At 72.8% G+C, this 13,220-nt stretch carries 12 protein-coding genes; 11 read left to right on the top strand and 1 reads right to left on the bottom strand.

Annotated features, from left to right (window positions below):
- The first annotated feature begins 35 nt into the window (after positions 1–35).
- The 3 genes from AB0O01_RS04980 (at position 36) to AB0O01_RS04970 (ending at position 4,733) form a co-directional block, all read left to right on the top strand.
- A complete protein-coding gene (locus tag AB0O01_RS04980; protein WP_365311038.1) occupies positions 36–3,221 on the top strand; it encodes a S41 family peptidase in 3,186 nt (1,061 codons plus the stop codon).
- Positions 3,222–3,464: 243 nt separating this feature from the next.
- Positions 3,465–3,818 carry a histidine triad nucleotide-binding protein gene (locus AB0O01_RS04975; RefSeq protein ID WP_365311037.1) on the top strand — a complete coding sequence of 118 codons (354 nt, stop codon included), beginning with the start codon at positions 3,465–3,467 and terminating at the stop codon, positions 3,816–3,818.
- Between the two features lie 6 nt (positions 3,819–3,824).
- The gene (locus tag AB0O01_RS04970) at positions 3,825–4,733 is read left to right on the top strand and encodes a ribonuclease Z (RefSeq protein WP_365311036.1); all 909 of its coding nucleotides are present in this window, start codon (positions 3,825–3,827) and stop codon (positions 4,731–4,733) included.
- Here AB0O01_RS04970 and AB0O01_RS04965 read toward each other — a convergent pair.
- Positions 4,730–6,061, bottom strand: a complete 1,332-nt coding sequence (locus AB0O01_RS04965) for an MFS transporter (protein WP_365311034.1) — start codon at positions 6,059–6,061, stop codon at positions 4,730–4,732. The two genes, AB0O01_RS04970 and AB0O01_RS04965, sit on opposite strands and share 4 nt — an antisense overlap.
- A gap of 411 nt (positions 6,062–6,472) precedes the next feature.
- Between AB0O01_RS04965 and AB0O01_RS04960 the strand changes: the two genes are divergently transcribed.
- The 8 genes from AB0O01_RS04960 (at position 6,473) to era (ending at position 13,173) form a co-directional block, all read left to right on the top strand.
- Positions 6,473–7,591, top strand: coding sequence for a PfkB family carbohydrate kinase (locus tag AB0O01_RS04960; RefSeq protein ID WP_365311033.1), 1,119 nt, complete (start codon positions 6,473–6,475; stop codon positions 7,589–7,591).
- Between the two features lie 138 nt (positions 7,592–7,729).
- Entirely contained in the window at positions 7,730–8,788 is a 1,059-nt protein-coding gene (locus AB0O01_RS04955; RefSeq protein WP_365311032.1) for a PhoH family protein, read from the top strand.
- Positions 8,789–8,801: 13 nt separating this feature from the next.
- A complete protein-coding gene (gene ybeY / locus AB0O01_RS04950; RefSeq protein ID WP_365311031.1) occupies positions 8,802–9,299 on the top strand; it encodes an rRNA maturation RNase YbeY in 498 nt (165 codons plus the stop codon).
- Positions 9,296–10,642: a hemolysin family protein gene (locus AB0O01_RS04945; RefSeq protein WP_365311030.1), complete on the top strand. Its 1,347-nt coding sequence runs from the start codon at positions 9,296–9,298 to the stop codon at positions 10,640–10,642. The genes ybeY and AB0O01_RS04945 overlap by 4 nt, the downstream gene beginning before the upstream one ends.
- 10 nt (positions 10,643–10,652) lie before the next feature.
- A complete protein-coding gene (locus AB0O01_RS04940) occupies positions 10,653–11,012 on the top strand; it encodes an MmcQ/YjbR family DNA-binding protein (RefSeq protein ID WP_365311029.1) in 360 nt (119 codons plus the stop codon).
- A 34-nt stretch (positions 11,013–11,046) separates the two neighbouring features.
- On the top strand, positions 11,047–11,400 hold the full coding sequence (locus AB0O01_RS04935; RefSeq protein ID WP_365311028.1) for a cytidine deaminase: 354 nt from the start codon (positions 11,047–11,049) through the stop codon (positions 11,398–11,400).
- Between the two features lie 212 nt (positions 11,401–11,612).
- Positions 11,613–12,116, top strand: a complete 504-nt coding sequence (locus AB0O01_RS04930; RefSeq protein WP_365311027.1) for a hypothetical protein — start codon at positions 11,613–11,615, stop codon at positions 12,114–12,116.
- Positions 12,117–12,213: 97 nt separating this feature from the next.
- The gene (gene era, locus AB0O01_RS04925) at positions 12,214–13,173 is read left to right on the top strand and encodes a GTPase Era (protein ID WP_365311026.1); all 960 of its coding nucleotides are present in this window, start codon (positions 12,214–12,216) and stop codon (positions 13,171–13,173) included.
- Positions 13,174–13,220 lie beyond the last annotated feature (47 nt).

Here is a 13,220-nt window from a genome sequence, read left to right as displayed (position 1 = left end):
CACCTGCATAGGGTGATCGGGTGATTCAGTCCCCAGTGCCTGCGTACCTCCGGTTTCCGCATGTCCAGGGCGAGTTGGTCGCCTTCGTCGCCGAGGACGACGTCTGGATCGCCCCGCTGGAGGGCGGGCGGGCCTGGCGCGTCAGCGCCGACAACATGCCCGTCACCATGCCGCGCATCTCGCCCGACGGCACCACCGTCGCCTGGACCTCCACCCGCGACGGCGCCCCCGAGATCCATGTCGCCCCCGTCGACGGCGGCCCCTCCCGGCGGCTGACCCACTGGGGCAGCGCCAAGACCCAGGTCCGCGGCTGGACCCCCGACGGCCGGATCCTCGCCCTCTCCACCCACGGCCAGGCCACCCTGCGCCGCACCTGGGCCCGCGCGGTCCCGCTCGACGGCGGCCCCGCCGAGACCCTCCCCCACGGCCCCGTCGGCGATGTCGTGCACGGCCCCGCCACCGTCCTGCTGTCCGCCCCCATGGGCCGCGAGGCCGCCTGGTGGAAGCGCTACCGGGGCGGCACCGCCGGCAAGCTCTGGATCGACCGCGCCGGCGACGGCTCCTTCGTCCGGCTCCACGAGGACCTCGACGGGAACCTGGAGTGCCCCCTGTGGGCGGGGGAGCGCATCGCGTTCCTCTCCGACCACGAAGGCACCGGCGCCCTCTACTCCTCCCTCGCCGACGGCACCGGCCTGCGCCGCCACACCCCCCTGGGCGGCTTCTACGCCCGCCAGGCGTCCGGCGACGGCACCCGCGCGGTGTACGCCTCGGCCGGTGCGCTGTGGCTCCTGGACGACCTCGCGCCCGGCACCGAACCGCGCCCCCTGGAGGTACGTCTCGGCGGCCAGCGCACCGACCGCCAGCCCTACCCCGTCAACGCCGCCCGCTGGTTCGGCGCCGCCTCGCCCGACCACACCGCCCGCGGCAGCGCGGTCGCCGTGCGCGGCGCCGTCCACTGGGTCACCCACCGCTCCGGCCCCGCCCGCGCCCTGGCCGCCGACCCCGGCGTCCGCAACCGGCTGCCGCACACCTTCCGCGTCGACGGCGAGGAACGGGTGGTGTGGGTCACCGACGCCGACGGCGAGGACGCCCTCGACATCGCCCCCGCCACCGGCACCGCCCCCGGCACCACCCCCCACCGCATCGGCGCCGGGCGCCTCGGCCGGGTCCTGGAGCTGGCCGTGGCCCCCGACGGCAGCCGGATCGCCGTCGCCGCGCACGACGGACGGCTGCTGCTGGTCGAGCGGGAGAGCGGCGCGATCCACGAGGTCGACCGCAGCGAGGACGGCGACGTCGCTGACCTGGCCTTCTCACCCGACTCCGCCTGGCTGGCCTGGTCCCACCCCGGCCCCCGCCCGCTCCTCCAGCTCCGCCTCGCCCACACCACCGACCTCACCGTCACCGAGGTCACCCCGCTCCGCTTCCAGGACTACGCGCCCGCCTTCACCCCGGACGGCAAGCACCTCGCCTTCCTCTCCAACCGCTCCTTCGACCCGGTCTACGACGAACACGTCTTCGACCTCGCCTTCGTCGTCGGCGACCGCCCCCACCTCATCACCCTCGCCGCGACCACCCCGTCCCCCTTCGGACCGCAGCGCCACGGAAGGCCCTTCGACGCGCCGGACAAGGACGAGACCCCCGACGGCGAGGGCACCCCGGCCACCCGGATCGACCTCGACGGCCTCGCCGACCGGATCGTGCCCTTCCCGGTGGAGGCGGGCCGCTACTCCAACCTCCGGGCCGCCAAGGACGGCGTCCTGTGGCTGCGCCACCCCGTGCAGGGTGTCCTCGGCGCCTCCCGGGCCACCCCCGACGACCCCGACCCCAAGACCGAGCTGGAGCGCTACGACCTCGTCCAGCAGCGCATCGAGCATCTCGCCGCCGACGCCGACCACTTCGAGGTCAGCGGCGACGGCAAACGCGTCCTGCTGTGGACGGACGGCCGCCTCAAGGTCGTCCCCAGCGACCGGCGGGCCTCCGGCGACGACGACAGCGACAGCAACATCACCGTCGACCTCGCCCGCGTCCGCCAGCAGGTCGACCCCGGCGCGGAGTGGCGCCAGATGTACGACGAGACCGGCCGCATCATGCGCGACCACTTCTGGCGCCCCGACATGAACGGCGTCGACTGGACCGCCGTCCTCGACCGCTACCGCCCCCTCGTCGACCGGATCGCCACCCACGACGACCTGGTCGACCTCCTCTGGGAGGTCCAGGGCGAACTGGGCACCTCCCACGCCTACGTCATCCCCCGCGGCCACGGCGGCGGCGCCGCCCGGCAGGGCCTGCTCGGCGCCGACCTCTCCCGCCACCCGGACGGCACCTGGCGCGTCGACCGGATCCTTCCCTCCGAGACCTCCGACCCCGACGCCCGCTCCCCGCTCGCCGCCCCCGGCGTCGCCGTCCGCCCCGGGGACACGATCACCGCCGTCGGCGGCCGTTCCGTCGACCCCGTCACCGGCCCCGGACCCCTCCTGACCGGCACGGCGGGCAAACCCGTCGAGCTGACCGTCGCCCCGGCCGACGGCGGCGACCCCCGCCACGCCGTCGTCGTCCCCCTCGCCGACGAGGAACCCCTCCGCTACCACGCCTGGGTCGCCGACCGCCGCGCCTACGTCCACGAACGCTCCGGCGGCCGGCTCGGCTACCTCCACGTCCCCGACATGCAGGCCCCCGGCTGGGCCCAGATCCACCGCGACCTCAGGGTCGAGGTCGCCCGGGAGGGGCTCGTCGTGGACGTCCGGGAGAACCGGGGCGGCCACACCTCCCAGCTCGTCGTGGAGAAACTGGCCCGCCGGATCGTCGGCTGGGCGGTCCCGCGCGGGATGCGGCCCTACAGCTATCCCCGGGACGCCCCGCGCGGCCCGGTCGTCGCCGTCGCCAACGAGTTCTCCGGCTCCGACGGCGACATCGTCAACGCGGCGATCCGCGCCCTCGGCATCGGCCCGGTGGTCGGCACCCGCACCTGGGGCGGGGTGATCGGCATCGACAGCCGCTACCACCTGGTCGACGGCACCCTGATCACCCAGCCGAAGTACGCCTTCTGGCTGGAGGGCTACGAGTGGGCCGTGGAGAACCACGGGGTCGACCCGGACGTGGAGATCGTCCAACGCCCCCAGGACTGGGCGGCCGACCTGGACCGCCAACTCGACGAGGCCATAACCCTGGCCCTGACCGCCCTGGAATCAACCCCGGCGAAGACCCCACCGACGGAGGGCTGAGGGGGCGGGCCCCTTACAACGGGCGTAGGGGGCAACGCCCTGCTTTTCAGGGGCGCGGGGCTGCTCCGATCTGCGGCTTCGCCGCAAGGGCCAACGCCCTGCTTCTAGGGGCGCTGGGGGTACCCCCTCTGGGGGAGGAACTGCGCGACCAGCCCCCACCGACCCGCACCCACCCACCGCCCCTCAACGAACACCGACGCTACGATGCAGGTCGTACGCCGCCCAACCCCCGGAGGGACCACCATGGCAGGGGAGCCCCAGGACGACTGCCTGTTCTGCAAGATCGTCGGGGGCCAGATCCCGGCGACCATCGTCCGCGAGACGGAGACGACCGTGGCCTTCCGGGACATCAACCCCCAGGCACCCACCCACGTCCTGGTCATCCCCAAGGCGCACTACGCCAACGCCGCCGACCTCGCCGTCGAGGAGCCCGGGACCGCCGCGGACATCCTGCGCGAGGCCCGCGCCGTAGCCGACGACGACCATCTGGAGAGCTACCGCATCGTCTTCAACACCGGCGCCGGCGCCGGCCAGACCGTCTTCCACGCGCACGCCCACGTCCTCGGCGGGCGCGGCATGCAGTGGCCCCCGGGATAGCACCCGGTGTCCGTCCGTGAACTGGTGGTGCTCGGCACCGCGAGCCAGGTGCCGACCCGCCAGCGCAACCACAACGGCTACTTCCTGCGCTGGGACGGCGAGGGCCTCCTCTTCGACCCCGGCGAGGGCACCCAGCGCCAGATGCTGCGCGCCTCCGTCGCCGCCCACGACGTGCACCGCATCTGCGTCACCCACTTCCACGGCGACCACAGCCTCGGCCTCGCCGGAGTGATCCAGCGCATCAACCTCGACCGGGTCCCGCACCCCGTCACCGCGCACTACCCGCGCTCCGGACAGCACTACTTCGACCGGCTGCGCCACGCCACCGCCTACCGCGAGACCGTGTCGCTCACCGAGGCACCCGTCGACACCGACGGCGACCTCGCCGTCACCCCCGCGTACACCCTCCAGGCCCGCCGTCTCTCCCACCCCGTGGAGTCGTACGGCTACCGGCTGGTGGAACCCGACGGCCGCCGGATGCTGCCCGAGCGACTCGCCGCACACGGCATCCAGGGCCCCGACATCGGCCGCATCCAGCGCGCGGGCGCCCTGCACGGCGTCGGACTCGACCAGGTCAGCGAGGTCCGCCGCGGCCAGCGGTTCGCGTTCGTCATGGACACCCGCCTCTGCGACGGTGTCCACGCGCTGGCCGAGGGCTGCGACCTGCTCGTCATCGAGTCGACCTTCCTGGACGAGGACGAGCGGCTCGCCGTCGAGTACGGGCATCTGACGGCGGGCCAGGCCGCCCGCGTGGCCCGGGACGCCGGTGTACGGCATCTGGTGCTGACCCACTTCAGCCAGCGCTACCCCGACCCGGAGGAGTTCGAGCGGCAGGCACGGGACGCGGGCTTCACGGGTGACCTCACGGTCGCCCACGACCTCCAGCACGTACCCCTCCCCAAACGCCGCACCTAGCCACTTTCCCCTGCCACCCCGGCAGCCCCCTCGACCCCGGCTGACCCCGCCGCCCCAGCCGATCCCGCCACCCCGGCCGCCCCCGCAGACCCACCCGCCCCCGCCGTCCCATACGCCCGCCGGGAGCCGGGTACGGCCGGGGTGCTCACCGCGATGTCCAGGGCCCCCACGGGCTCCGGGACGCGTGAGCACCCGGTGCGCACGGCGACCAGGGTCATCGGCACCGCCACCACCGCCAGTCCGGCCCCCAGCACGACCCCTATGACCGGGAACCCCGCCCACGCGGCCAGCGCACTGCCCACCAGCGGCCCCGCCGCCGTCCCCAGGGACGCCGCGGAACCCACCAGCACCGCCCACCGCCCGCGCGCGTCCAGCGAGGCGGCGAGAGAGATGACATAGGCCAGGACGACCGGATAGACACCGTTCCAGGCGATCTCCCCGACGGCGAACGCGGCCGGACCGGTCGCCGCGGCACTGAGCGCCATGCAGCCCGCGATCAGCGCCGTACCCGCCCCCAGTGCCACGGCCGGACCCAGCCGCCGCCCCAGCGCCCCCGCCGCCAGCACCCCGACCAGCCCCGCCCCCAGAGCCAGCGCGAACACCACCCCCACCGTCGCCTCGTCCAGTTGCGCCTGGGTGACGCCGATCCGGCCGCTCACCCCCCACAGCGCGTTCTGCGCCATCGCCCAGAACGGCATCGCGCCGACCAGCAGCAGCCCGTACCGGAGCCGGGCGCGCGGCACGCGCGCGGGTGCCGGTTCGGCGGCCCCCGGCAGGGGCACGTCGGCCGTACGCGCCGCCAGCCGGCCGGTCAGCGGCCACACCGCCAGCGCGGCCAGCGCCATCGCGGCGAACGGCAGCCCATGGCCGGGCCCCAGATGCGGGACCGTCAGGAACACGGCACCCGCGAGCGCGGACACCGACAGCAGACCGAGCCCGGTCGCCCGGTGCGGTACGGGCTGGGCGGCGATCCCGGTGGCGGCGACCGCCGCCGCCGTACCCGAACCGGCGCCGCCGAGGACCGCGCCGAGCGCGACCGCCGGTACGGAGGCGGTCAGCGCCGCACCGCCGTAGCCGAGCACGGCGAGCGCCAGCCCGGCGCGGGCCAGGAGACGGGCGCCGATCCGGTCGACCCGGGAGGCCAGCACGAACCCGGCCGACGCCGAACTCAGCAGCAGGGCACTGCCCATGGCACCGGCCTGGGTGGCGGAGACGGCGAGCCGCGCGTCCAGCCGGCCGACGATCGTCGGCAGCAGATAGGGGGCGAGGTACCCGGCCGCGAACAGGGCGGCCAGCGGCCGGGGCGAAGGAGAGAGGGCGGCGCACACGGGCGTTCCAAGGCATGCGGAAGGAGCGGCGGAGGGAGGGGGAGGACGACCGTCCGGGGACACCGTCGAGGAGCCGCGAACGACGACAGGGCGCGCGGACGCGGACGGGAACCGGAACGGGGACAAGGGCGAACCGGGACCCGCGGGATGGACCCCCGGGACGGGAACGAGGGGGCAATTTGTATCAAGCGGGGACAACGGGACGGGAGAGCCGAACGCGTGACGCGGGCAACATTTTGTTGAGCAGGGGCGTGTCCGCACGCACGAGCGCCCTCCTGTGCCCTCCCGTACCGCTCCCGTACCCCCGCCGTACCCGTAAAGCGCGCTCCCGCGCGCCCCGCCGCAGGTCACGGACCACTGTCAGTGCCGTGGTGCACACTGACCAGACCCGCACCACGTCAGGGAGCGCACGTGAACTCCTCCCACGCCACCGCCCGAAAGGCGCCGCCGCACTGCCAGGTCGACCCACTGGCCGAACTCCGCAGACCGGACGACCCCCCGTGGGACGTCTACCTGACCGGCACCGTCTTCCTCGACATCATCTTCACCGGCCTCGACTCGGCCCCGGTACGCGGAACCGAGTCCTGGGCACGCGGCATGGGCTCCAGCCCCGGCGGCGTCGCCAACATGGCCACCGCCCTCGCCCGCCTCGGCCTGCGCACCTCCCTGGCCGCCGCCTTCGGCGACGACCACTACGGGGAGTACTGCTGGGACGCCTTGGAGACCGGCGAGGGCATCGACCTCACCCCCTCCCGCTCCATCCCCGGCTGGCACTCCCCGGTCACCGTCTCCATGGCCTACGACGACGAACGCACGATGGTCTCGCACGGCCACGAGCCGCCCCCCGCCGAAACCGCCCCCGACCACCCGCCCCACGCCCGCGCCGCCGTCGCCTCCCTCACGCCCGGCGTCCGTGCCCCCTGGATCGAACAGGCCGCCCGCAGGGGCACCCGGATCTTCGCCGACGTCGGCTGGGACGAAACCGGCGCCTGGGACCTGGCCGGCCTCGCCGACCTGGAGCACTGCGAGGCGTTCCTGCCCAACGCCCAGGAGGCGATGCGCTACACCGGCACCGACAACCCCCGCCACGCCGCCCACGCCCTGACCCGCCATGTCCCGCTGGCCGTCGTCACCCTGGGCGCGGAGGGCGCCTACGCGGTGGACGGCCGGACCGGCGAGACCGCCGAGGTGCCCGCCATCGCCGTGGAGGCCCTGGACCCCACCGGCGCGGGGGACGTGTTCGTCGCCGGCTTCGTCGCGGGCACCCTCGCGGACTGGCCGCTCGCCGACCGCCTCGCCTTCGCCGGGCTGACCGCCGCGCTCTCCGTCCAGGAGTTCGGCGGCTCGCTGTCGGCGCCCGGCTGGTCGGAGATCGGCGCCTGGTGGCGCACGGTCCCGTCGCTGCCGGACCAGGACCCCACGGCCCTGAAGCGGTACGCGTTCCTGGACGGCCTCGCCCCCGGCGAACGCGCCAGACCCTGGCCGCTGCGCCGGGCGGTCCCCACCATCGGCTTCGGCCGCACGACCTGACCCCCTCGGGACCCGGGGCCGCGGTCACCGAAAAGCCCTACGGCGATGTCAGTGCCCCGTCGTACCCTGGGAACCGCGAGGCCGCCCTCAGCGACGCGGCCGTATCAAGGAGGAACAGCAGGCGATCAGCGCCGGCCCATGACTCAGACACCCACAGCTCACACCCCCGCGCAGCAGCAGGCGAGAGCAGAGATCACGGTCCCCGCCCAGCACCCCATGGTCACCGTCCTGGGATCCGGCGACTCGCTCCTGCGCGTGATCGAGAAGGCTTTCCCGGCGGCCGACATCCATGTCCGGGGCAATGAGATCAGCGCGACCGGTGACCCGGCGGAGGTCGCCATGGTCCAGCGCGTGTTCGACGAGATGATGCTGGTGCTCCGCACGGGGCAGCCGATGACGGAGGACGCAGTGGAACGCTCGATCGCCATGCTCAAGGCGAGCGAGAACGGGGAGAGCGACGGCGCCGAGACCCCGGCCCAGGTGCTGACGCAGAACATCCTGTCCTCGCGGGGGCGCACGATCCGCCCCAAGACCCTCAACCAGAAGCGGTACGTCGACGCCATCGACCACCACACCATCGTCTTCGGCATCGGCCCCGCCGGTACCGGCAAGACGTATCTGGCGATGGCCAAGGCGGTCCAGGCCCTTCAGTCCAAGCAGGTCAACCGCATCATCCTGACCCGCCCGGCGGTGGAGGCCGGCGAGCGCCTCGGCTTCCTCCCCGGCACCCTCTACGAAAAGATCGACCCCTACCTCCGCCCCCTCTACGACGCCCTGCACGACATGCTCGACCCCGACTCCATCCCGAGGCTGATGGCAGCGGGCACGATCGAGGTGGCGCCGCTGGCGTACATGCGGGGCCGCAGCCTGAACGACGCCTTCATCATCCTGGACGAGGCCCAGAACACGAGCCCCGAGCAGATGAAGATGTTCCTCACCCGGCTCGGGTTCGACTCGAAGATCGTGATCACGGGTGATGTGACCCAGGTCGACCTGCCGAACGGGACCAAGTCGGGGCTGCGGCAGGTGCAGGACATCCTGGAGGGGCTGGACGACGTGCACTTCTCCCGGCTGTCGTCGCAGGACGTCGTCCGGCACAAGCTGGTGGGCCGTATCGTCGACGCGTACGAGCAGTACGACAGCCTGAACGGCACGGAGAACGGCGCCCACAAGGGTGGTCGGAACAAGCGGAAGTAGACAAGCCAGCACTATGTCGATCGACGTCAACAACGAGTCCGGTACCGAGGTCGGCGAGCAGCAGATCCTCGACATCGCCCGCTACGCGCTGGCGCGGATGCGGATCCACCCGCTCTCCGAACTGTCGGTGATCGTCGTGGACGCCGACGCGATGGAGCAGTTGCACCTCCAGTGGATGGATCTGCCGGGCCCGACGGATGTGATGTCGTTCCCGATGGATGAACTGCGTCCGCCGTCGAAGGACGACGAGGAGCCCCCGCCGGGGCTGCTCGGGGACATCGTGCTGTGCCCGGAGGTGGCCGCCAAGCAGGGCGCGGAGGCCGACACCCAGCACTCCATGGACGAGGAGCTGCAACTGCTCACCGTCCATGGAGTGCTGCATCTGCTGGGGTACGACCACGAGGAGCCCGACGAGAAGGCCGAGATGTTCGGTCTCCAGGCCGCCATCGTGGACGGCTGGCGCGCGGAGCAGGGCCTGACCGGTCCCTCCCCGGCCCCCACGGTGTCATGAGCATCCCGCTGATCACCGGGGCCGTGGCGCTGGTCGTCGTGGCCTGGCTGGCGGCCTGCGCGGAGGCCGGGCTCGCCCGGGTCTCCAGCTTCCGCGCGGAGGAGGCCGTACGGTCCGGGCGGCGCGGGAGCGGCAGGCTGGCGCAGGTCGCCGCGGATCCGACGCGGTATCTGAATGTGGCGCTGCTGGTGCGGGTGGCCTGCGAGATGGCCGCCGCCGCGCTGGTGACGTACGCGTGTCTCCAGGAGTTCCCGGAAACCTGGGAGGCGCTGCTGGTCGCCATCGGGGTGATGGTGCTGGTGTCGTATGTGGCCGTGGGGGTGTCGCCGCGGACGATCGGGCGGCAGCATCCGCTGAACACGGCGACGGCGGCGGCCTATGTGCTGCTGCCGCTGGCGCGGATCATGGGGCCGATCCCGTATCTGCTGATCCTGATCGGCAACGCGCTGACGCCGGGCAAGGGGTTCCGGCGGGGGCCGTTCGCCTCGGAGGCGGAGCTGCGGGCGCTGGTGGATCTGGCGGAGCAGGAGTCGCTGATCGAGGACGAGGAGCGCCGGATGGTGCACTCGGTCTTCGAGCTGGGGGACACCCTGGTCCGGGAGGTGATGGTGCCGCGGACCGATCTGGTGGTCATCGAGCGGTACAAGACCATCCGCCAGGCGCTCACCCTCGCCCTGCGCTCCGGTTTCTCCCGGATCCCGGTGACCGGCGAGAGCGAGGACGACATCGTCGGGATCGTCTATCTGAAGGATCTCGCGCGCAAGACGCACATCAGCCGGGACGCCGAGTCGGAGCTGGTGTCGACGGCGATGCGGCCCGCGTTCTTCGTGCCGGACACCAAGAACGCCGGGGATCTGCTGCGCGAGATGCAGAAGGAGCGCAACCATGTCGCGGTGGTGATCGACGAGTACGGCGGTACGGCCGGGATCGTCACCATCGAGGACATTCTGGAGGAGATCGTCGGGGAGATCACCGACGAGTACGACCGTGAGCTGCCCCCCGTGGAGGATCTCGGCGCGGGCCGCCACCGGGTCACGGCCCGGCTGGACATCGGCGATCTGGGCGAGCTGTACGGCCTTGAGGCGTATGACGACGAGGATGTGGAGACCGTCGGCGGGCTGCTCGCCAAGTGCCTGGGCCGGGTGCCGATCGCGGGGGCGAGTGCCGTGGTCGACCTGCCCGACGGGCGGGCGCTGCGGCTGACGGCGGAGGCCGCGGCGGGCCGGCGGAACAAGATCGTGACGGTGCTGGTGGAGCCGGTCGGCCCGGACGGGACGCCCGGGGCGGCGGCTGAGCGGGCGGCCGGGAGACCGGCGGTGTCGGCGCGGGACCAGCAGGGGTGAGGGGCGCGGGATGACACCGGGTGAGCTGCGGGCGTTCTGCCTGTCGTTCAACGCGGCGGTCGAGGACTTCCCGTTCGGGCCGGAGACCTCGGTCTTCCGGGTGCTCGGCAAGCTGTTCGCGCTCAGTCGGCTGGACGGGACCCCGCTGACGGTCAACCTCAAGTGCGATCCCGAGGACGCGGTGCGGCTGCGGGCGGAGCATCCCGGGCTGATCGTTCCCGGCTGGCATATGAACAAGCGGCACTGGAACACCGTGACGGTGGCCGGAGAGCTGCCGAATCGGCTGGTCAGGGAGCTGGTGGAGGACTCGTACGACCTGGTGGTGGCGGGGTTGCCGCGGGCCGAGCGGCTGCGGCTGGACCGTCCCTGACGGAAGCGGCGCGGGGGGTTCGTATGCTTCGGGCATGACCGACAGCAGCGCGCTCGACGCCGAGGACCGCAAGATCGTCACCCTGGCCCGTTCCACCCGTGCCCGCAACGGGGTGCCCGAGGGGGCCGCCGTCCGGGATGAGACGGGGCGGACGTATGTCGCCGGGACGGTGGCGCTGGAGTCGCTGCGGCTGAGCGCGGTGCAGACGGCGGTGGCGATGGCGGTGGCGTCCGGGGCGCGGTCGCTGGAGGCGGCGGCCGTGGTGAGCGAGGCGGGGGAGGTCGCCCCGGCGGATCTGGCGGCGGTCCGGGATCTGGGCGGGGCCGGGACGCCGGTGTTTCTGGCGGGGCCGGACGGGGAGGTCCGGGTACGGGTGAGCGCCGGGTGAGCGGAGTGACGGGTGAGTCGAGTGCCGGGGTGACTTACCGGCGGTAACCTGGCCGGTTTTCGTCCTTACCCCGGTCCGTCGCTCCGGTATCAATGAAACCGCTGGTTCCGACGGACCGTCAGAAATCCGACGCGTGGTCCCTGGCCGACGCGTGGCGTGCCGTCTCCCGTTCACCCCCACACGGCATCCCCCACGGGAAGGGAACGCACCCCATGAGCAGCCCCATGAGCATCCCCCGGACACGCAAGCGGACCGGTACGAGCGTCGCCCTCATGGTCGGCGCCCTCGCGGTCACCGGACTCGCCCTGGCGCCCACGGCACTCGCCGTCACCCCCGCCACCGCCACCATCGACGCCGACTGCGGCGGCCTCGGCAGCGGCGCCGCCACCCTCACCGCCACCCAGAACGGCTCGGCGGCCACCGTCACCCTCACCTCCACCGACATCACCGCCCCGGTCGCCCTCGGCGCCGACTCCATCGCCGCCACCCTCACCCTGACGAAGGCGGGCGGCGGCACGGTCACCTTCTCCGGCACCGAGAACCCCGCCATGAACACCGGCGACCCCGTCACCGTCGGCCCGCTGAACGGCAGGGTCGCCTCCGGTGACCGGCTGGAGGCGTTCGGCGGCGAGCTGCGCATGACGATCTGGGGCTTCATCACCCTCACCTGTACGGCGACCGCCCCGCAGTCACCGGGACCGTTCGTGTTCGACTGACCGACCCCCCACGGGCCGGGCCACGCGCCCGGCTGCGGGCCGGACGCCCCGGGGCGTCCGGCCCGCACGTGCGGCGGCTCCCTGTGGATCAGGGACAATGGGCGCCATGAGCGTTCGAACCCCGTCCTCCGAGCCGTCCGCGGCGCCCCACCGCGCCGGCTTCGCCTGTTTCGTGGGCCGCCCCAACGCGGGCAAGTCCACCCTCACGAACGCTCTGGTCGGGCGGAAGGTCGCGATCACCGCGAACCAGCCGCAGACCACGCGGCACACCGTCCGCGGCATCGTGCACCGCCCCGACGCCCAGTTGATCCTGGTCGACACCCCCGGCCTCCACAAGCCGCGCACGCTGCTCGGCGAGCGGCTCAACGATGTCGTCCGCACCACCTGGGCCGAGGTCGATGTCATCGGCTTCTGCCTCCCCGCGAACGAGAAGATCGGGCCCGGCGACCGGTTCATCGCGAAGGAACTGGCCGGGATCCGCAAGTCCCCCAAGGTCGCCGTCGTCACCAAGACCGACCTGGTCGACTCCAAGGCCCTCGCCGAGCAGCTCATCGCCATCGACCAGCTAGGCAAGGAGCTGGGGTTCGAGTGGGCCCAGATCGTGCCGGTGTCGGCGAAGTCCGGCAAGCAGGTGGATCTCCTCGCGGATCTGCTCATCCCGCTGATGCCGGAGGGGCCCGCCCTGTATCCGGACGGTGAGCTGACCGACGAGCCCGAGCAGGTGATGATCGCGGAGCTGATCCGGGAGGCGGCGCTCGAAGGGGTGCGGGACGAGCTGCCGCACTCGATCGCGGTCGTGGTGGAGGAGATGCTGCCGCGGGCGGACCGGCCGGTGGATCGGCCGTTGCTGGACATCCACGCCTATCTGTACATCGAGCGGTCCAGTCAGAAGGGGATCGTGATCGGGCCCAAGGGGAAGCGGCTGAAGGATGTGGGGGTCAAGTCGCGCAAGCAGATCGAGGCGTTGCTGGGGACGCCGGTGTTCCTGGATCTGCATGTGAAGGTGGCGAAGGATTGGCAGCGGGATCCCAAGCAGTTGCGGAGGCTTGGGTTCTGAGGGGGCGGGTTTATCGGGTGCGGATGAAGGGTGCGGGTGCGTTGTGG

Origin of the sequence: Streptomyces sp. NPDC093252, from assembly GCF_040683675.1 — a bacterium.
GTDB lineage: Bacteria > Actinomycetota > Actinomycetes > Streptomycetales > Streptomycetaceae > Streptomyces.
Note: the sequence above shows the minus strand (reverse complement) of the source record. Positions and strands in the feature narration are given on the sequence as shown.